The organism is Petrotoga sibirica DSM 13575, assembly GCF_002924625.1.
Classification (GTDB): domain Bacteria; phylum Thermotogota; class Thermotogae; order Petrotogales; family Petrotogaceae; genus Petrotoga; species Petrotoga sibirica.
This window is the reverse complement of sequence record NZ_JAHC01000016.1, coordinates 87,186-107,192: the sequence shown is the minus strand read 5'-3', so window position 1 is coordinate 107,192 and position 20,007 is coordinate 87,186. Positions and strand designations below refer to the sequence as shown.

The 20,007-nt window shown below is 33.6% G+C and carries 19 protein-coding genes; 1 reads left to right on the top strand and 18 read right to left on the bottom strand.

Annotated features, from left to right (window positions below; translation table 11 throughout):
• Positions 1-161 precede the first annotated feature (161 nt).
• From AA80_RS04110 to AA80_RS04065, 10 genes are all read right to left on the bottom strand, one after another.
• Positions 162-1,454, bottom strand: coding sequence for an ADP-ribosylglycohydrolase family protein (locus AA80_RS04110; protein WP_103876548.1), 1,293 nt, complete (start codon positions 1,452-1,454; stop codon positions 162-164).
• Between the two features lie 30 nt (positions 1,455-1,484).
• The gene (locus tag AA80_RS04105) at positions 1,485-2,312 is read right to left on the bottom strand and encodes a carbohydrate ABC transporter permease (protein WP_103876547.1); all 828 of its coding nucleotides are present in this window, start codon (positions 2,310-2,312) and stop codon (positions 1,485-1,487) included.
• 2 nt (positions 2,313-2,314) lie between these two features.
• Complete coding sequence (locus AA80_RS04100; RefSeq protein WP_211286595.1) at positions 2,315-2,968, bottom strand: carbohydrate ABC transporter permease; 654 nt, start codon at positions 2,966-2,968, stop codon at positions 2,315-2,317.
• A gap of 244 nt (positions 2,969-3,212) precedes the next feature.
• Positions 3,213-4,532 carry an ABC transporter substrate-binding protein gene (locus AA80_RS04095; RefSeq protein ID WP_103876545.1) on the bottom strand — a complete coding sequence of 440 codons (1,320 nt, stop codon included), beginning with the start codon at positions 4,530-4,532 and terminating at the stop codon, positions 3,213-3,215.
• Positions 4,533-4,840: 308 nt separating this feature from the next.
• Positions 4,841-5,824, bottom strand: a complete 984-nt coding sequence (locus AA80_RS04090) for a LacI family DNA-binding transcriptional regulator (protein ID WP_103876544.1) — start codon at positions 5,822-5,824, stop codon at positions 4,841-4,843.
• Between the two features lie 164 nt (positions 5,825-5,988).
• A complete protein-coding gene (locus tag AA80_RS04085; RefSeq protein WP_103876543.1) occupies positions 5,989-6,861 on the bottom strand; it encodes an ABC transporter permease in 873 nt (290 codons plus the stop codon).
• A gap of 16 nt (positions 6,862-6,877) precedes the next feature.
• Positions 6,878-7,933 (bottom strand): ABC transporter permease, encoded by a 1,056-nt coding sequence (locus AA80_RS04080; RefSeq protein ID WP_103876542.1) that lies wholly within the window; start codon positions 7,931-7,933, stop codon positions 6,878-6,880.
• The gene (locus tag AA80_RS04075; protein ID WP_103876541.1) at positions 7,930-9,444 is read right to left on the bottom strand and encodes an ABC transporter ATP-binding protein; all 1,515 of its coding nucleotides are present in this window, start codon (positions 9,442-9,444) and stop codon (positions 7,930-7,932) included. The genes AA80_RS04080 and AA80_RS04075 overlap by 4 nt, the downstream gene beginning before the upstream one ends.
• A gap of 20 nt (positions 9,445-9,464) precedes the next feature.
• Positions 9,465-10,460 carry a BMP family ABC transporter substrate-binding protein gene (locus AA80_RS04070; protein WP_103876540.1) on the bottom strand — a complete coding sequence of 332 codons (996 nt, stop codon included), beginning with the start codon at positions 10,458-10,460 and terminating at the stop codon, positions 9,465-9,467.
• A gap of 22 nt (positions 10,461-10,482) precedes the next feature.
• Positions 10,483-11,859, bottom strand: coding sequence for an ADP-ribosylglycohydrolase family protein (locus AA80_RS04065; RefSeq protein ID WP_103876539.1), 1,377 nt, complete (start codon positions 11,857-11,859; stop codon positions 10,483-10,485).
• A gap of 87 nt (positions 11,860-11,946) precedes the next feature.
• On the opposite strand from AA80_RS04065, the gene AA80_RS04060 reads away from it, so the two are divergent.
• Positions 11,947-12,657, top strand: coding sequence for a glycerophosphodiester phosphodiesterase family protein (locus tag AA80_RS04060; protein WP_103876538.1), 711 nt, complete (start codon positions 11,947-11,949; stop codon positions 12,655-12,657).
• Here AA80_RS04060 and lipS2 read toward each other — a convergent pair.
• Genes lipS2 through AA80_RS04020 form a run of 8 tightly spaced genes read right to left on the bottom strand, consistent with a single transcriptional unit; the run spans position 12,654 to position 20,007 of the window.
• Entirely contained in the window at positions 12,654-13,541 is an 888-nt protein-coding gene (gene lipS2 / locus AA80_RS04055; protein WP_103876537.1) for a LipS2 family lipoyl synthase, read from the bottom strand. The genes AA80_RS04060 and lipS2 overlap by 4 nt on opposite strands.
• A gap of 44 nt (positions 13,542-13,585) precedes the next feature.
• Complete coding sequence (locus tag AA80_RS04050) at positions 13,586-13,873, bottom strand: hypothetical protein (RefSeq protein ID WP_103876536.1); 288 nt, start codon at positions 13,871-13,873, stop codon at positions 13,586-13,588.
• A gap of 1 nt (position 13,874) precedes the next feature.
• A complete protein-coding gene (locus tag AA80_RS04045) occupies positions 13,875-14,846 on the bottom strand; it encodes a DUF4899 domain-containing protein (protein ID WP_103876535.1) in 972 nt (323 codons plus the stop codon).
• A gap of 45 nt (positions 14,847-14,891) precedes the next feature.
• Positions 14,892-16,148 (bottom strand): glucose-1-phosphate adenylyltransferase, encoded by a 1,257-nt coding sequence (locus AA80_RS04040; RefSeq protein ID WP_103876534.1) that lies wholly within the window; start codon positions 16,146-16,148, stop codon positions 14,892-14,894.
• Between the two features lie 13 nt (positions 16,149-16,161).
• Positions 16,162-17,283 carry a glucose-1-phosphate adenylyltransferase subunit GlgD gene (gene glgD, locus AA80_RS04035; protein WP_103876533.1) on the bottom strand — a complete coding sequence of 374 codons (1,122 nt, stop codon included), beginning with the start codon at positions 17,281-17,283 and terminating at the stop codon, positions 16,162-16,164.
• A 20-nt stretch (positions 17,284-17,303) separates the two neighbouring features.
• Positions 17,304-17,747, bottom strand: coding sequence for a nucleoside-diphosphate kinase (gene ndk / locus AA80_RS04030; RefSeq protein WP_103876668.1), 444 nt, complete (start codon positions 17,745-17,747; stop codon positions 17,304-17,306).
• Positions 17,748-17,765: 18 nt separating this feature from the next.
• Positions 17,766-18,854, bottom strand: coding sequence for an ABC transporter permease (locus tag AA80_RS04025; protein ID WP_158248378.1), 1,089 nt, complete (start codon positions 18,852-18,854; stop codon positions 17,766-17,768).
• On the bottom strand, positions 18,841-20,007 hold the full coding sequence (locus AA80_RS04020) for an LCP family protein (protein ID WP_103876531.1): 1,167 nt from the start codon (positions 20,005-20,007) through the stop codon (positions 18,841-18,843). Before AA80_RS04020 ends, AA80_RS04025 begins: the two co-directional genes overlap by 14 nt.

The following is a 20,007-nucleotide window of genomic DNA, read 5'->3' as shown; positions in this document are numbered from 1 at the left end:
TTGAATAGTTTCAGTAAAATTATAATATATAATATTTTTAAATTAAAGAAAAGTTTTTTACTCGAAAAGAAGTTCTTCTCTATTGAAAATGGTACCTTAATTAAGAGAAGAACTTTGAATATGAAATACCGTTTTTATTATTCTAAAAAAAAGAAAAAAATTTATGAAATCAAATTTGTTATCCTACGAGCTAAGTCAGAAATTTTTACCCTTTGAAATCCAGGAACAAGAGATTCTAAAGTGTCGTTTAAGGGAGATACCCATCTTTCAGGGAGATTTTTATATCCTAAGAGTAATCCGAGTATTGATCCAGCTGTGGCACCATTACAATCAGTATCACAGCCACATTCCACAGCTAAGCAAACGGTTCTCTCAAAATTTTTCTCTCCGTATAATAAGGCAAGTACAACAAAACAAGCATTGTTTATGGTATGAACAAAATGATATTTACCAAAATTCTTGTTTACCTCTTCCCAAGCCGCCTCAAAATCTATCCTTCTTTCATATAGTTCTAAAACAAAACTTATAGCTTCATGAAACCTTGAAGTTTCAGGAATAAAATTTAAACTCTCCTGAATAAGTTCTGGGGGTTCGTCAATTATATACGCCAAGGATAAAAGAGCTGATATATACATTTCTCCATATATACCGTTTTTTACGTGAGAAAGTGAGGCATCTTTATACGCTAAATAAGCAGCTTTAATTGGATCTGATGGAGAAATCCATCCAAAAATATCTCCTCTTATCTGTGCTCCTATCCATTCTCTATAAGGATTTATAAATCTTGCAGTTTCGGGAGGAATTAATGAATTGACTAAGTTTCTATATGCAGCTCTTTCTGCAGTATAAACCAAACCAAAGGGCAAATTTTCTAACCAAATCTTTCCCACATTCTTTGTAGAAAATTCTGTTCCGTATTCCTCTAAAATTTTTAATCCTATTATAGGATAATCTAAATCATCATCACGGACAGCTTTGTTTAAGGTGTTTCTAAAGCATTCTTCTGTCCTTATTTTATTTTCATAACCTTCTACAAAAGGGAAATAGTAAGTTAAACTACTTTCTCCTACTTTGGAAAGATACTCTAATATCTCCTCTCTTTTCCAGCCTTCAACAGGTTTCCCAAGCATACAGCCTGCAGCCCTGCCCAACAATGCCCCGTAAATTTTTTCATATATTGCTTCTTCCGAAAAATTTTGATTATTGTAACTTTTAAATTTTGAGTTTGACTTTATTTCATCAATCTCAGATGGTTCATTGTATTTAAAATTTGGATCCTTTTCTAAATTATTAAGATAAAAATTATAAAAATGTAGGGTATCTTTCCAGTTTAAGGTAGGTCTGTTCAGAAGGTACCACTTGTAAGAATCTGCAACATCTGATATTATATATCCTTCTTCTTCTAATTGTTTTAATTCATCTTCTATTAACAATTTTGGATCTTCAAATATCATAGTAAAAACACCTCCAAAATAATTTTATAGTTAACCTTTAAGGCCAGTTCCTGCTAAGCCTTCTACAAAATTTCTATGAGAGAATATAAAAAGTATTATTATAGGCAAAGATGCTAATATTGAAGCGGCCATTATAATCTCCCATGAACTGCTCCATTTTCCTTCTAACATTGCAACAGCCACTGTTACGGGTTTTAATTTTTCATCGTTAATAAAAGTTAAGGGTAATAATAAGTTGTTCCAACTCCACATCGTTACAATTAAAAGTGTGGTAGTTATTCCTGGTCTTGCCACTGGAAAAACAACTTTCCAGAAAGCTTTCCATTTTGATGCCCCGTCTATTAATGCCGCCTCAAGTAGTTCGTTAGGTACTTTAACAAAATATGATCTCATTAATAACGTAGAAAAAGGGGTCCACATTGCAATATATATAATTATTAATCCAAAAAGAGAATTAACAAGACCTAATCTGCTAAACATAAAATATAGTGGCACAATAAATAACTGAGGAGGAATAGTAGTACAAAAGAAAAAATAACCAATTAAAAAGTTTTTTCCTTGGAAATTCATCTTTGCTAGAGCATATGAAATTGGTATGGCTGTCAATAAAATTCCTAGATCTGTTCCTAAAGATAAGATAGCGCTGTTTAAATAGGCTCTACCTAATCCAGTTTCAACGAAAGAACGAGAGTAATTTTTAAAAGCAGGGGGATTAGGCAAACCTAGAGGATCGGAAAACAGTTCAAACCCAGTTTTTAAAGATGCACTTATAGCAATATATAACGGAAATAGTGTATAAATTAAGAAAATAATTAATACCAAACGAATTATGGAATCACTTAAGGAAATTTTTTTCATCTTTAAACTTCAACTCCTCTTTTGTTCAAATAATAATATAAAGATACTCCTAAGAAACCAAATAAAGAGATGATAACACCGATTGCACTCGCCTCCCCAACTTTGTAGGAATAAAAGGCTTTTTTATATAAAAGAGTTGCCAATAGTTCTGAGGAACCAGCTGGACCTCCTTGTGTCATAATCCAAACCCAATCAAAGACTAAGAATGACCAAATTATTGTCATAACTTCCATAAAAACAATCGTTGGAATTATTTGAGGAATCGTTATGTATATAAATTCTTGCCATTTGTTAGCGCCATCTAAACGGGCTGATTCATAAAGTTCTGAAGATATCCCTTGCATAGCACTATAGAAAACAACGCAAAGGAAACCCCACCAAGCCCAAATATTTGCAAAAGCTATTCCGTATAATGCGATTTCAGGGTTCCCTAATACAACTACATCTAAATACTTACCTAATCCTCTAATGGGATGATATATAAATTTCCATATCAAACCTACCGATGCTACAGGCAAAATTACCGGAAAGAAAAAAAAAGGCTGTAAAAATGTCCATTTTGTTTTTCTTAGTAATTCAGCCACAATTAATCCCATTATTACTGGTATAGTAAGGAAAATCAAAGTCCAAATAAGATTGTTAGTTAGAGCTTTCAAAAAATTTGCATCCTGAAAAATTGTAACAAAATTTCTGAACCCAACGAACTTTGGAATATTTAAACCATCCCATTCAAAAAAGGCTAAAATCAGAGTAATTATGACAGGCACCAAAATTACTATAATATTTATTATCAATGCGGGTAAAACAAATCCACTGACAGAAAAAATACTCTTATTTTTTTTTGTTTTTTTCCTCATTTTATTCTTTGAAGAAGGGGAGACGCGTCTCCCCTTCTAAATTTTACCTCCTTTCTGGAATTGGTGGGACTAAGCCTTCTTTTAACTCTTTTGTGAATATTTCTTGCCACTTGCTCATGTACTCTTCAGGAGTAATTTTGTTCAACCAAACCTGTTCTATACCTTCGTAACACCATTGCCATGTTTCAGGACCCAAAAAAGTCCAAGTTGTGTAACCATAATTACCTTTTTGGAGTAAGTCATACTGTGTTTGAACATGTTCATAAAAAATTGGATCTACATCATTTGGAACAACTTCCTCTGGAATTTCAACAGGGGCAATCCATTCTCCAGGAAAATCTCTTAATAAGTTAGCTATTCCTTGTTTATTCTCAGCTAATGTCCAAGATATAAATTCAGTAGCTTCTTCCGAGTTGGGGCTATTTTTGTTCACGGAAAGAGTCGTACCAATGCCTATATCTACAAGAGGATAAGGCACATCTTCTCTCAAAGTAGGAAATGGGAACCAACCAAATTCATCATCAGATGGCCAGTAGTCAGGGTCTATTACCCATTGGAAACCCCACGTACCAACTAAAAACATTGCTGATTGCCCCATTGAAACCATCGGAACAAAATCTTCAGGGTTTAAAACCGAATAAATCTCATATTTCGGCCAATATTTCTCAAAATCAGTTTTTAACATTTCTATCGCTTCGACAAAAAGAGTGTCATCCCATCGTAACTCTCCTTTTAAAGCTTTATACACATTTTCTGGACCTGCATAGTGATTTAAATAAAGAGTTACATAATGCTCATTGGTTGGTTTCCAATTAGCATTCCCTGCTCCTATTGGCAAAATACCCTGAGCCTTTACACTATTATTAAGTTCTAACCATTCTTGCCTATTTTTTGGTTCTTTCAACCCATATTTCTCAAAAAGAGTCTTATTATATATTACTCCCATGCTTTCCATAGTTTTTGGTATTGAGTAAATCTTTCCTCCTACTTTTCCCACTTCTAAAAACATTTTTGGAATTTCTTCGAGTAAACCTGTTTTTTCCAAATATTCATCTAAGGGAAGTAAATAGCCTGCTGAAGCGTATCTGTTAGCTTCTGCTGGACCCATCGTCATTATTATATCAGGCCCTTCACCTGCAATAATAGCTGTCCTAAGAACTTCTTGTAATTGATTTTTTACAATGATTTCTATTTTAATACCTGGATGACTTTCTTCAAAAGGTTTAACTAAATTTTCTTCCATAGCTTTTAAATTATCTGGAGTAACACTTTCATACCACCAAGTAACTGTTACATCTTGCGAAAATGACACAAGTGATATTGCTGAAATTAACACTACCAAAAATACTTTAATTCCTTTCATGAAACTCACACCTCCTCATAAAATTTGTTTACTCACTTTAGAAATTCTAAAACACTCATTTTATCATGGTTTTAAAAAGCAATTTTTTCTAATATACCTCCCTTCTTCTTATTCGCTTTTATTCAGTATTTGAAACTCTTTTTTACTATTTCTTTGAAAAGTGAGACATTTTGTCGTATTCTCTAACCCTTATAAAAACCACCTCCCAGATTCAAAATTTTTTCTATTTCTAAAGAGTCTAAAATTTGTTTTTTACCACGAAAAATAAAACCAACCATAACGTTTTACCGTAAAGAATCCTTAACAGACTATAATCTCCTCCTCGTACTTTCCCGAATAATTATCTCGTTCTCAAACTGTTTTACAGGGATGTGATCTATTTTCTTTGAAAGTGTTGTAAAGATCATTTTTCCAGCCGTTTTTCCCATTTCATATATAGGTTGTTTCACAGTCGTTAAGGGTGGCGAGAACATTTTACTAAAGGCGATGTCGTCGTAGCCAGTGACGCTTACATCTTTTGGCACTTTCAAACCCTTTGATTTAAAATGTTCTATAACTCCATAAGCCAACAAATCGTTTGCACATACCACAACGTCGGGAAGATTTTTAATCTTTTTAGCAATTGAAATCCCCGATTCATGAGTATACTCTCCCTCATATATTTTAAAATCTATCTTATATTCATTTGCAAAATCTTGGAAGGCTCTTAATCTTTCAGCTGCACTGAATATTTCTTTTTTACCGCTTATAAATATGAATTTTCTGTGATTTGAATTATAGAGATATTCGAGTAATTTATACATCCCATTGTAATTGTTAGAACAAACGTAAGAGAATTTATTGTTTTTAATGATCCTGTCTATGAAAACGGTTTTTACATTTCTGTTTATGAGATTTTCAACATGGTCACCTATGCCTGAGTATAAAATCCCATCGACTTTCTTTTCGAGTAATGTTTTAAATAATTTTTTTTCTTCAGCAATGTTGTTATCCGAATTGCATATAATCAAAGAAAAGCCTTTTGATCTTAGAAAATCTTCTGCCCCTCTTACTATAGTTGCAAAAAAGGGATTGGCAATATTTGGGATGATTATACCTATTGTCTTGGTGTATCCAACTCTTAAACTCCTGGCGAGAGAATCGGGATAATAATTCAACTTTTCAATTGCCTTTAAGACCTTTTCTTTCGTTTCTTTTTTTACTGGTAAGGAACTGTTTACCACCCTTGAAACAGTAGATATGGATACTCCTGCTTCTTTTGCTATATCTTTTATGGTTACTTGTCTATTCATAAAAATCACCTTGTTACAATTATTATGCAAACGTTTTCGAAACTACACTTATATAGTATATCTCTAAATAATTTAAATTGCAAACTTGATTATGGATGATTAGAGGGAATTAAACTGAATTATAGTTAATTAACTCAATATTTCTTCTGTTTTCTTAATTTTACTCATTTTTCTTCTTTGTTTTTATTGAAACTGTATAGAAATAAGACTACCAAAGTAATCACATAAGGTAACATGGAAGTGATTTGTGGTGGGATATTGAAGTTTTGAAGAGTGAAAGTCACACTTTCAAAAAATCCGAACAGTAAAGACATTAAAAGTATTCCTAAAGGACGACCTTTTACCAAGATTATTATAGCCAAAGAGATCCATCCTCTGCCGTTTGACATATTTTCACTGAAAAGGGTAACATAGCCTAAGGATAAGTATGTGCCAGCCATGGAAGAAAGTATACCTGAAAGTAGTATAGAGGTAAACTTCATTTTATTAGGATTAATGCCTAAAGATCTTGTGGTTTCTGGATCTTCCCCTGTTGCCCTAAGTCTGAGACCGAATTTTGTATGAAATATTATAACTTCTAACAACAAAGCTAAAAGTATTGCTAAGTAAACAATAAAAGGATGATAATTCAATATTTGTGAGAGTATAGGAATTTGATTTAAAATAGGTATGTCCCATGTTGGAAGAGATTCTATCCTTGGAGATATGAAGGCACCTTTTACTTCGAAAATATTCCTTAAAAGATACGTAGTTCCGCCCAAGGCGAGCATATTTATACCTATACCAGTCAAAAATTCGTCTGTTTTAAGGGACAATGCAAATGCCGAAAAAATTAAAGCAACAACAACTCCAGAAATGACTGCAAACAACATGCCAATTGCCCAACTTTGAAAAAGATAACTTCCCAAAACTCCGAAGAAAGCCCCGATGAGCATCATACCTTCCATAGCGATGTTGAATACGTTGGCGTAGTAGGTAAAAGTCCCCCCCAATGCTGCAAGAAGTATAGGAGTTGCACTACTAAAACTGTCCCTAATTAGTAAAGAAATTATATTATTCAGAGGATTTCACCACTCTTTGTACTTTCAGAGAAGCCCTGATTTTATCACTGTAGTAAGATATCGTACTCCTTGTTGCAACAACTAATAAAACGATTATAGCTTGAAGAACCATTGTAAATTCTGAAGGTATTGATACCTCGAATTCCATACCTATTCCACCTGCTTTAAGAAATCCGAAGAATATTGCAAAAACTGATGTTTCAACGACGCCGTTACCTCCAACTATGGCAAGCATTACCCCATCCCAACCATAGTTTGCTCCGATTCCTTTAGTAAACCTATGTTGAGTTCCACCCAATATCAGCAAAGCACCTGCTAACCCGGAAAGGAAACCTGTATAAAACATAACCCAGATTAAATTTTCTTCATTTTCACATCCACCAATCTTTGAAAAATTATAATTGTATCCCATCATCCGCCATTCGTAACCTTTTTTTAGATAAGTTACAACAAAGGAAGAAACAAAGACCATAAAAATCGCTATGAAAAAACTAATATTAATTCCGTTGATAGTGGGAAGAAAAAATTCTTTTTTAATCATACGAGTGGCAGGAACATATGAGTTTTTATCCAAAAATGGATAGGTTGCCAGGTACAAGGTAAAGTAATCAGCTATGAAATTCAACATTAAAGTGGTTATAAATTCATCCATTTTATAATACTTTTTTAGTACGCCAGCCAAACCACCATATAAACCACCAACGATACCAGATATTATCAAAATAACAAATATCCCTATGATTCCTGGGATGGGTAGATAGTATCCCAAAAGTGCTGCGGTCAAAGCTCCAACAATCAGTTGCCCTGGTTCTCCAAGGTTCACCACGTTTGAACTGAAGGCTATCGCTGCAGCCATACCCGTTAAAATCAATGGGGTAGCGTTGTTTAAAGTTGAAGAAAGGGAAAACCATGAAACTAATCCGTAATCAAATAATGCTCGATAAGCATCAATAGGGGAATTCCCCTGAAGTTTGATCAAAATCGCACCTGCAAGAAAAGATAAGGCTATGCCAACGATTCCTGTTAGTATTTTGTTCAAACTTTTCATAATTTGGCCCCCAACATGTACTCGCCAACTTCTTCTTTTGAGTGAATTTTGGGGTCTAATTCAGCAACTATTTCTCCTTTTCGTACAACGTATAACCTATCGCACATAGATAAAAGTTCGTCTAGATCTGCAGAGATCATCATAATCCCTTTCCCTTGTTTTCTCATCTCAAGAATAACGTTATGAACATATTCTATTGAACCAACATCTAATCCTCTTGTTGGTTGGTCCAAGAGCAAAAATGGTGCATCGAGGCTGAATTCACGAGCAACTATTAATTTCTGCTGATTACCTCCAGAAAGACTTTTGGGAAGATCGTTGATACTTCTTGAAAGGATGTTGTATTGTTTGATCAAACCCTTTGCAAATTTTTTGGCCTTTTTCCAATCCATGATATATTTAAATTTTGACAATTTTTCACCTAAGTGGTGAGTCATGGAAAGATTTTCTGTTAAAACGGCGTTTAAAGCTAATCCATATCTTTTTCTATCAGCTGGGATATAACCTATTAGTCTTCTTCTTTTTCTGATGGGGAGCTCTGTGATATTTTTATCTTCTATATATATTTTTCCGTGGTGTGGATAAATTTCACCAATTATTGTTTGTACAATCTCGTATTGACCATTGCCCTCTACTCCTGCTAAACCGACTATCTCTCCTGATCTAATAACAATATTTATGTTTGACAATAGGTTTATCTTTGTTTTATTCGAAGCAACGGTTAAATTTTCACATTTAAAAATCTCTTTACCTGGTTCTTTTGGGACTTTCTTTATTGTAAGCATAACTTCTTTGCCCACCATCATTTTCGCCAATTCGCCTTTTGAGAGGTTATCGTTTTTTAAAGTTGAGATAATTTTTCCTCTTCTCATAACTGTTATAATATCTGAGATTTCCAATACTTCTTCCAATTTATGACTGATAAAAACAATGGTTTTGCCTGTATCTCTAATATTTCTTATCTCTTTGAACAGTTGCTGAGTTTCTTGAGGGGTTAATACCGCTGTTGGTTCATCAAAAATTAACGTGTCGACCTTTCTATACAACAATTTTAGGATCTCCACTTTTTGTTGAGATGCGACAGAGAGGTTAGAAGTTGTTGCTTGTAAATCAACAACCAAACTAAACTTTTTGGTAATCTCTTCTAACTCATTTAATATTTTTTCTTTATCTACGAAACCGAAATTTTTTGTCTTTTCTAAACCTAAAACAACATTCTCGTATACCTTAAAAGAAGGAACGAGCATAAATTCTTGGTGAACCATACCTATACCAATTTGAATAGCTACGTTTGGGTTAGTTATTTTTTGTTCTTTATTATTGATAACGATCTCACCACTGGATGGAGGTACCATACCGTATAAGATCTTCATCAGCGTGCTTTTTCCGGCTCCGTTTTCTCCTATAATAGAATGAATTTCTCCTCTTTCTAAGGAGAAATTCACTCCTTCCAAGGCTAAAACATCAGGTGGATATACTTTATATATATCTTTCATTTGTATGTATGACATTTAGAACCACCTATGGATGATTATTCTCTATACTCTTTGACCACAATTTTTCCATCCGTAACATCTTTCTGAATCTGTAATATTTTTTCTACAGTTTCTTTAGGAAGAATCTTATATGTGTACTCATCGATTGCCAATCCTACCGCTCCGGATTTTAATCCGAGTTTGTACAACGTACCGGGTTCATATCTTCCATCTACTATGTCTTTAAAAACTAGTTCAATAGATTTTCCAACTTCTTTAAGATCGCTGGTGATCACGTGACCCGGGGCAAGACCATTTTGATTTGAATCTACGCCAATAGCATATTTCCCTACTTCTTGGGCGGCTTGTAAAACTCCCGATCCTGTTAAACTCGCGATTTGAAATATTACATCCACACCCTGAGAGTAAAGTTGTAAAGCGGCTTGTTTCCCTTTTGCAGGATCATCCCAACTCCCCACGTATATCGTTCTTACTTCAATTTCAGGATCTATGTAATGTGCTCCTTGTTCATAACCATATACAAAGGATCTTATTACTATATCGTCATCTCCACCTACTGCTCCTATTAGTTTTTGGGGATTTATTCCTTCCAATTCTGTCATTGATGTAACGATACCTGCTACAACTCCAGCCATGAAAGCCCCTTCCTCTTCGATGTAATCGACGTTTGATATTATACCCTGGTCATCTTCAACTATGGTGTCAATATTTACGAAAATCTTATTTGGGAATTGTGTTGCTATGGTTTTTAATTCTTCTTCAAAGCCATAAGAGATTACGAATACAACATCTGCCCACCTCGCAGCTGTGAGTAAACTTGGATAATAGAGCGAAGGATCAAAGTTGCATTCAATTACCCTTGTTTGAACCCCATAATCATTTTCCAGTTGTTTGATGCCAGCGTAACCGGAATCATAAAAGGATTGATCCCCAAGGGAACCGTTTATTACGTAAGCAACCTTTTGTGGCACTGCAAAAACTGTGAAAGAAAAGAGAATAACAATGAACATAAAAAATGTGAATCTTTTCATATTTTACACCTCCCCTTGCGATTTATTTGTACCCTTTTTGGGCACTTAATTGAAATGTCCATTCTGCCAATGTAGATATTTTTATCTTTGAGAAATCTGGTAAATAGGTTTCCAACGTGTCTTTCAAAGGGTCTGACCAATAAGAAGGAAAATCATTTGCACCATATATTATACCCAATATCGTACCTGCCTCCCCGGCATTACAATCAACGTCATAACCGAAAGAAGACACGATTTTCATCGTTTTATCAAAATCCCCTTCTCCAAACCACAGAGAAGTTAAAACCGAGGCGGTATTGGGATAAAGATGAACCCAATTATACTTTTTAAAATCCTCCTCTGTTTTTCTAAGGACGTTGATCCAATCATGATTTGCTTTACAATATTTTACTACATTATCTACGACTTTTTTAAATTCAGTATTTTTGGGGATATAATCCAATGATTTTTCAATGATTTTTCTTGGATCTTTTTCAGAAAAAGCCAAAGATGTCATGACTGCACTATGTATGCCGCCGTATATACCATTACCATTATGGGATACTTGTGAATCTATGAAAGCTAACTTGGCTGCATTGTATGGATCGCCAGGTCGCAATAAACCATGAACCATGCATCTCATCTGTGCTCCTATCCATTCTTGAAATGGGTTATTAAAAGATCCTGACTTGGGTGGAAATATTCCTCTTTTGATATTTTCAAGGGCTATCAACTCAGCACTCCATCCAAAAGGTATGTACGATATCCAATTTGTTGCTAAATCTTTTGAAGAGATCTTTTCCCCTTTCTCTTCGTAAGTTTTGAGAAAAATCAATTCATAGGTTACATCATCGTTAATCGTTGAAACCTCACCTATGTAAGTACCCAATTGATCAGGATATGTTTCTTCCAACGCATCATGGGTATATCCTTCAATTTTGGTTCCCATAGATCCACCTGCAAGTTGACCTAACCAACCACCATGAATCTTGTCTTTTAGATTGTCAATATTGTTAGACTTTTGCTTAGGAAAAGAGATAGAGAGTTCGTTCCAGTCCAAAGGTCTATCATATTTTTCATATTCGTTATTGTCTAATGAATTGGCTTTAGAAAGGGAAAAGAAAATTTCTGAGGTTATAGCCTTTAATTTAGAGTAATCTTTATTTTCTAATGCTTCGAAGCCTTTATCTAGCAATAACTCCGCTTGGTTTACGTTTTTTCCCATGTTTTCTAAGGATTGGACTGCACCAACGATGAGAGATTCTGGAGCGTTAGAACCTGGAACTTTACTCTCCCAAAGGGTTATTAATGTCTCTTTTGGGAAAACGTTCATTTTTTCTACATCTTCCCATTTTTCGAAGTGATCTTTTTTTGGTTTTGCGTTTCTTCTTCTATTAAATTCGTTTTCCCATGCCTTCATAATTTTTCCCCTTTCTTGGAACAAGAAATGCTCTAATGATATAATTATTTTATCACATTACTTGCCTAGGAGGATGATTAAAAAATTATGAATGAATTTGTGATTTTGGGGCATAGGGGTTACAGGGCAAAATTTGTCGAAAATACGATAGAAGCCTTTAAAAAAGCGAGAGAGTATGGCGCCGACGGGATTGAATATGATTCGAGATTAACTAAAGATGGAACCTTGGTTGTTCTTCATGACGATAGCATTGACAACAGAAAGTTGAAGGAATTAACTTACGAGGAGTTAAAGCAAATACGTTTTAAAAATAGACAGACCATTCCAACAGTCGAAGAAGTTATATCTAATTTAGATGACCAAGCTCTTCTTAATTTGGAAATCAAAGAGGTTGAAGCGGCTTTTCCTTCTTACGAAATTACTAAAAGAATGAATGCACTTGAGCGAACCCTGTTTTCTTCTTTTAAAATTGAAGCTTTGAGAAAGGTCAGAAGTTTAGATAAAAGTGCAAAGATTGGATTACTGATTGAATATGATACTTTAAATTACGTAGATGAATTGAATAAGGAGATAAATCTTTATTCTTTGAATCTTTGGATAAATGCTTTAAAAGAAAATATAGAACTTTCTAAAGAGCTCTTGCATAAATGGAAAGAAAAAGGTTTTACGATATTTTTATGGACGGTGAATGATCCCAAGGATTTACACACATTCAAAGGTTTGTACGATGGTGTAATTACCGATGAGGTTGAAAAAATAGTTGAGGCAAGGGGACAAATTGCAAAAGAGAAACTTTAGAGATTGATGTTTCGGGGTATAGGGACGTTATATGGTTCTTCTGTTGGCTTTTCATTGTAAAAAGGACGTGTACACCACGGACATCCTGAGGTTTTTTTAGCTTCTTCAATATCTACCTCAACTTCAGGCAACTTTTGAAGGTTACCCTTTGAATCGAAAAGAAAATCAGTTTTTTCTACATCGTATTGTAGGATGATTTCTCTAGCAATCTGGATTTTTCTGTACCTAGATAAAGAAGGAGGTAAAAGGCCTTCAAATTTTGTACCCTTTATGGGGGTAAAAGAAAAAAGACTTACCAATATCTTAAACTTTTTCATTTTTAATAAAAAGTCTATAATGTTTTTGTCAGTTTCTCCTAATCCCACGATTATGTGTGTTGTAATTCTATTAGGGAACTCATTTGAAGCATTTTTGAGTATTTTTTCGTAGAATTCGTATTTACCACCTCTAATTTTTGAGAAAAGTTCCTTGTTTGCTACATCTATGGCTATTCCAACCCTATCAACGTTGTACTTTTCAAACAAGGTTCTAACTTCTTCAATATTTCTTGGCCTTATAGAAACAGATATAGGTATTTCTTTTTCTTTCAAGAAAGATAATAATTCGTTTAAGTCAGTCCAATAATCTAAAGAAGAAACAACTTGGATGCAAATACGTTTAAATTTTGCTGGGATGAAGATACTTTTAAAAGTTTCTAGAGATATTTCGGGCCATTTGATTCTTGATAATAGCTCTGCTTTACTTTGAGCGTCTCTGGCTTGTGCACAATAAGAACAGTTGAAAAGGCACTTTTCCCCGATCATGAGATAAGCTGTGTAGTTTGAAAAGTTAATTTTTCCTTTTTTTAAACCGAGTTCTACAGCTGTTGCATACGATAAACGCAAATTAAGTATTCCTCCATTCCTTCATTATTTCGATATATTTGTTATCATTCGGTGTTTTCAATGTATACAAAGTCATATCCCTCATATTCAAATACATGAATAGTTGCTTCTTTCGTTGTTGTCGATATGGAATGTTTAATTTCATAACCATTAAAAAACTCTTGAGGCGTTAACGCAAAGATTTCTTCCACTTTGTTCATTAATTCAAAAGCTTCTGTGATTTCTTTTTCCTTCAAATTTCTGTATTCAAGAATCTGATAGGTATATTGATATGAAAGTACAGAAAAGATCAACGTTGGAATCATAATGACAAAAGTCAACACAACTTTCAAATTAGAACCGTCCCAGTAGTATAACAATTAAGATTATCAAAAGTATCCCTATTATTGAGAAACCACTTATTATTAGTATATCTAATGAACCTATTTTTTTATCAGGAGGCACACTTTTATCATTTTTCATTTGGTTATAAAGATCTCCGATAATTTTTGTTTCAGTTTCATTCTCTTTTTTTTCTTGAGATTTTCTTAAAATTTGAAGCCGATTTTGGTCTACTGAAACCTTTAACTCTCTGTGAACTACCGATTTACCCAAAGCCCCATTACCTAAATCTACTTTTAAAAATATATAGTTGCTTGAAGGGATCAACTCTTTAGATATGATTTTTCCCTCGACTACTTGTCCAATTTTTTTTTCGCTTTCGTCCTTATTTTCTATTGGTAAAACAATTATAGGTTCACCTATATCCAATTTAGAAACGGAATAACCTTCTATGGGGTCTATTATTGGATAGATTTCCGTTGCATCTTTAACGTCCTCTCTGTTTAAGTATTCTTTTAAACCTTCTTCTCCTTTTTCTTTTACGGCTGATATCCAGGTTAGATCTTTATAATCAAATTTCTGTGCAACCAATTTGATCTTTGTATCTCCGGACCATTCACTTAAAATATCGCTCAAAATTGATTTTAATACATAGACGTCTTCATCTTCTATAGCCATGAAGATTTTTGTTCCTGTGATCTCAAATCTCATTTTTTTAAGCTTGCTGTAGAAGTAAGCTTTGAACTGAGTTAGAAGATTATTATTTTTTTCCTTAGACAATTGATAATACAACATATCGATGTCTGATTTGAAATCAAGATAATCTTTTGTAATATCCGGAAGGTCGACTTCTCTAAGTTGAGCCCTAGTCAACAAAAGTACATTAAAATAAGGGGTTTGAGCCTTTTTCCCAAACATATATCCCACATATGTTTCACCGGTTAAATTTGAAGTTGCTAAAAATTTTAATGCATAAAAGTCCATATTTTATCCCCTTTTTAATGTATTTTTTTCTAAAAAGTCTTTTGTTCACTTCAATATTCCTTCCCCACTTTTTATTTCTTCCACATCGTAATCTTTTAAGTCTACCTCGTTGTCTATGACGCAATTTTTTCCTATTATCATTTGGTCTTTTATCTTTGAATTGAAACCTATTACAGTTATATCTGAATTATAGATCTTTTTATCGATTTTTGATTCCGCGAATTTGCCTTTTCCTATCTCAACCGAATCACCTATAACAGTATTTTCAGCAATAACCGTTTTTTCTATATAGGAATTTTTACCGATAAATACATTATTCATTATTATGGAATCTTTTACATAAGTTCCCTTTGAAATGGTTACACCTTGAAAGATCACAGAATTTTCAACCGTTCCGTATATTTCTGAGCCTTCACTAACAAAGCTTTTTACAACACTGGCTCCTTTTGCAATGAAAGCCGGTGGTAACTCTTCAGATTGAGTGTATATCTTCCAACTTTCATCGTGAAGATCTAAAGGTGGCAGGGATGAAATTATCTCCAAATTACAGTCCATATAAGATTCTATAGTTCCAACGTCTCTCCAATAACCTTCAAAGTTGAAGGCATAAAGCATATGATTTTCTTTTAGCGATTTAGGAATTATATTTTTCCCAAAATCGTGTTCAGAAGTGTTATCTTTGGCATCTCTTATGAGAGCATCTTTTAGAAAATTCCATTTAAATACGTATATTCCTAATGAAGCCAAGGTCCCTTTTGGTTCTTTTGGTTTTTCTTGGAATTCGATTATTCTATTGAAAGGATCGGTGACCATTATACCAAATCTATGTGCCTCGCTTACTGGTACTTCCATACATGCTATTGTACCATCGGCATCTTTTTCTATATGATAATCTATTATATCGTTGTAATCCATTTTATATACATGATCCCCTGACAAAAGTAACACAAAATCAGGTTTATACCTTTCTATAAATTCGATGTTTTGATAAACCGCATCAGCTGTTCCTTGATACCAAGAAGTTCCTGATCTACTTAAATAAGGAGGCAAAATATGCAAACCTCCACCTTTTATATCCAGGTCCCACGGTTTACCTATACCCAAATGTTCTACCAACCGATGTGGCATATATTGAGTGACAACACCTACTGTATTTATATTTGAATTAACGCAATTACTTAAAGTGAAATCAATCATTCGATATTTCCCACCGAAGGGTACTGCTGGCTTTGCTAAATTGTTTGTAATTACTCCAAGTCTTGTTCCTTGACCTCCAGCTAAAATGATAGCTAAAACACGCATTTCAATGCCTCCTTTATAGAACAGCCCCTTTTTCTATAACGTTGATCTCGTTACCTATACCTTCCAACTTTTTCCCTGATCTTATCCTTACGTTTTTATCAATTATGGTCTTTCTAATTATACTTCCTTCCTCTAAATAACTTCCTTGTAATATTATACAGTCCTCTATTACAGAACCCGCACCAATGTACACATCCCTCGATAGCACAGAATTTCTAACAATTCCATTTATTATACAACCGTCAGATATAAATGAATTGGAGACCTCGGCGTTAACGTTTATCTTCGGTGGAGCTGAATCTTTGAGCTTGGTGTATATTTTCCTTTCTGGGAGATAAAATAATTCGTTTCTCACCTCTTCTTTTAGAATATCCATATTAATATTATAATAATCTTCCACAGATTTTTTTATATTTTTCCAGTAACCGTCAAACTCGTAAGAAAAAACTCTCATTCTGGATAAATTGGGTATGATAATATCTTTTAATAGATCGAATTTACCATTTGGTACGTTGGCATATAGCATTTCCAACAAAAATGCTTTGTTTATAAAGTAAACACCCAAAAAAATCTTACTTGAGCGATATTTGGAGTCCTTTTCGTATATTTGTGTGATCCTATTATTTTCATCTGTAATGACTTGTCCATATTGGCTAAAATTTGTTCCCTCTTCTGCGGTTTTTGTTAGCAGAGTAACATCTGCACCGTTTTTTACGTGATATTTGAAAAGAGATCTAAAATCCATATTGTATATATGATCTCCAGAGCCGATTAAAACAAAATCTTCGTAGGATCTTCTCAAATAAGTTAAATTTTGGAATAATGCGTCCGCTGTTCCTTCGTAGTACATTTTATGACTTTGAGGGCTTATAAATGGCTGAAGTATGAATAGTCCCCCTCTTTTTCTATCCAAGTTCCATTCTTTCCCGCTTCCTAAATGGTCCATTAAAGACCTGGGATTGTATTGAGTGAAGACTCCTACGTTTGTGATACCGGAATTCACCATGTTGCTTAACGTAAAATCTATCGCTCTGTACTTACCGAAAACAGGAACGGCTGCGCTAGTCCTTTTTAATGTTAACTTATCTAAATTATCTTTAGTGGAACCTGAAAGTATAAGACCTGCAACCCTCATGAATTTCACCTCTTTTTTTATTACAACTCATTTTCAAAGCCACAAAGATATTCAAAAATTTCATTTTCTTCAAAAAAAATTCCCCATTCTTGTTCTGCGCTTTGGATCGAATCTGAAGCATGTACAATATTTTTTCTGACACTTATTCCAAATTCGCCACGTATGCTTCCTGCTTGGGCTTTTAGTGGATCCGTTTCACCATTTATACTTCTAACAACTTCAATTGCCCTTGGACCTTCTAAAATCATAATAACCACGGGTCCGGATAATATGAATTCTATCAATGGTTGATAAAATTCCTTACCTTGGTGTACTTTGTAGAGTTCTTCAGCTTGAGATTTTTTCATCTTTATCATTTTCATAGCGGCAACTTTTAGGCCTTTTTGTTCATATCTTTTGATTATTTCACCAATTAGTCCCCTTTTAACGGCGTTAGGTTTTATCATAACAAATGCTTTTTCCACCAAATTAAGATGCCCCCTCTATTCCTCTTTTAAAGATTCTACGATATTGAGACCCGATGCGCGCCTTGATGCAATATAACTAAAAAAAATGGATACAAAGCTGTTTATTAAAAAAGCTATTAAAAAAGAGTTAGCGGTTATCTTAATGGGTAAATATTCTACATAAAAGAGTCCTTCAGGTAAAGGAATCTTTAAAATAATTAGAAACCAGCATGTTAAAATACCAACAATAACTCCAATAACAAATCCTAATAGAGACATTAAAAAAGTTTCTAATATAAAAACGGTAGATACTTGTGTTCTTTGAAAACCAAGAGCCCTTAAAATAGCTATCTCTTTCTTTCTAGTAAAGACAGAGAAAGAAACAGAGTTTGATATACTGAAGCCAGAAATCAAAAGAATGAAAAAAGTTATCATAAAGGCTAACACACTGTCAACCTGGACAGCCTTAGCCAAAGTTTCGTTAGATTCTTCCCAAGTAAGGGCTGAGTAATCGTAAAGATATTTTTCTTTAAATTTTTTAGCTTTTTTTGGATTATTCAAAAAAATACCGGTGTACTCTTTTGGATTCGAATCTTGAGACAAAATAAAAGTTGAATCGTATGAGCTTACACCAGATTCAAATATTCCCGTAATGGTGCTTTCTTGGAAAATCGGTAATAGTCCTTTTGTTCTCACAGTTATTATGGTATCGCCAATATCAACATTGAGATTATCTGCTAATTTGTTTCCCATTATAAGTCCATCTGTACTAGTTTTCTCATTTACAAACCCTTCATAGAATGATAGATCATCCAATTCCATAAGTTGAGAAAAAGCAATTTTAGATCGATTTATAAGTGCTACAGAGGTGATGTTGAAATTTACAATTTTGTCTATTTCTGAAGAGTTTTGAGTGTAATTTCCTTTAACAACAAGATGAGGATAAAAATTAGTTATTGAATCTATTAACAAGCTATCGAAACCATTTATTATTGAAGTAACTACTATTATACCCCATACCCCTATTATCATAGCGATGAGAGAGAATTTAAAGTTGTTTTTCGACCTTGTGAAAAAAGAAATAGCTAAAAGTAAGGTTGGACTATTTCTTTTACCACCTTTCATTAAGAACCACCACTGCATCATAAACCGTTGGATCGAGCAAATTTTCTGAAATAAAGTTTATCAACTGAAAATATTTGTACTTGTCTTCTATTTCGATGAAGTTTGTTCCGAATGTTTCTTTCAAATCTGTTTTTATCTTTTCTTTTCTTTGTTCTTCAACGTTCCTAAAAAGCACATAGGAATACTGATCACTTAAACCATCAAAGGTTTCGTCCAAAACCTTGATCTGATAGCCTGGTTTTTTCCATACGTCAAAAACATAGGTATAGAAATTATACAACTTGCTGGAAAAGTTTTTGGTGATGATTATTTTTGATTTATCATTGTTTTGATTAGAATATGTTTTAAAAGTTTTCAACTTGTATTGAATTTGGGGTATTTTAGTTTCGTCAACGACCACATAGCTATCTTTGATTAAATAGGGGAACGAGATGAATTCCATCTGAGCATCTTTCACCTGGTTATACAGAAAAAGTAGATCTTTGATTTCAAAAGAATTAATGGTGTTAGATAAACCTATATCAATCGCTTCAATGAGTTTATTTATACTAGCGGATTGGACCTCATTCAATAAAGCCATTACAGCATTTTTTTGACGCTCTATTCTTCCTAAATCTCCCGATGTATCTCGATACCTTACATAATACAATAATTCTTCACCATTTAACTTATTATATCCTTTTTTAAAATCTATATGTAAATTTTGATGATAATCTTGGTAACTCATATCAGATTCTATGTATATATCTATTGGAGCAAATAAATCACCAATACTTTTAAATATGGAATAATCAAAAACTATGTAATCCGAAATTTGTACACCGCTTAATTTTTCAACCTCTTTTTTAAGTCCTTCGATGCCGTAAATTTCGAAAACAGAGTTTATTCGCCTTTCTCTTTGATCGATAGTGATCAAAAGATCCCTTGGTATGGGTAGAAAAACTATATTCCCTTTATCGATCCCCCCTAAGATTATAACATCGGTTCTTGTTGAACTTTCAATATTTTCATCTTTTCCCAGAACCAAAAAATAGTAAGGAAGTTCAATGGAAGATCGATCTAATTGAATATTCTTAACTAAAGGTATTATAAAACTGAGTGTCAAAAAAATCAGAAAAACGAAAGATAAAATTCTTAAAATATTTATTTTCAA

What these genes read in the sequence shown, in the direction of transcription:
- AA80_RS04080 (WP_103876542.1), bottom strand. Translation starts at nt 7,933, where the DNA reads ATGAAAAGTTTGAACAAAATACTAACAGGAATCGTTGGCATAGCCTTA.
- AA80_RS04110 (WP_103876548.1), bottom strand. Translation starts at nt 1,454, where the DNA reads ATGATATTTGAAGATCCAAAATTGTTAATAGAAGATGAATTAAAACAA.
- AA80_RS04025 (WP_158248378.1), bottom strand. Translation starts at nt 18,854, where the DNA reads ATGAAAGGTGGTAAAAGAAATAGTCCAACCTTACTTTTAGCTATTTCT.
- AA80_RS04060 (WP_103876538.1), top strand. Translation starts at nt 11,947, where the DNA reads ATGAATGAATTTGTGATTTTGGGGCATAGGGGTTACAGGGCAAAATTT.
- AA80_RS04040 (WP_103876534.1), bottom strand. Translation starts at nt 16,148, where the DNA reads ATGCGTGTTTTAGCTATCATTTTAGCTGGAGGTCAAGGAACAAGACTT.
- AA80_RS04045 (WP_103876535.1), bottom strand. Translation starts at nt 14,846, where the DNA reads ATGGACTTTTATGCATTAAAATTTTTAGCAACTTCAAATTTAACCGGT.
- AA80_RS04105 (WP_103876547.1), bottom strand. Translation starts at nt 2,312, where the DNA reads ATGAAAAAAATTTCCTTAAGTGATTCCATAATTCGTTTGGTATTAATT.
- AA80_RS04075 (WP_103876541.1), bottom strand. Translation starts at nt 9,444, where the DNA reads ATGTCATACATACAAATGAAAGATATATATAAAGTATATCCACCTGAT.
- AA80_RS04090 (WP_103876544.1), bottom strand. Translation starts at nt 5,824, where the DNA reads ATGAATAGACAAGTAACCATAAAAGATATAGCAAAAGAAGCAGGAGTA.
- AA80_RS04070 (WP_103876540.1), bottom strand. Translation starts at nt 10,460, where the DNA reads ATGAAAAGATTCACATTTTTTATGTTCATTGTTATTCTCTTTTCTTTC.
- AA80_RS04095 (WP_103876545.1), bottom strand. Translation starts at nt 4,532, where the DNA reads ATGAAAGGAATTAAAGTATTTTTGGTAGTGTTAATTTCAGCAATATCA.
- AA80_RS04065 (WP_103876539.1), bottom strand. Translation starts at nt 11,859, where the DNA reads ATGAAGGCATGGGAAAACGAATTTAATAGAAGAAGAAACGCAAAACCA.
- glgD (WP_103876533.1), bottom strand. Translation starts at nt 17,283, where the DNA reads ATGAGGGTTGCAGGTCTTATACTTTCAGGTTCCACTAAAGATAATTTA.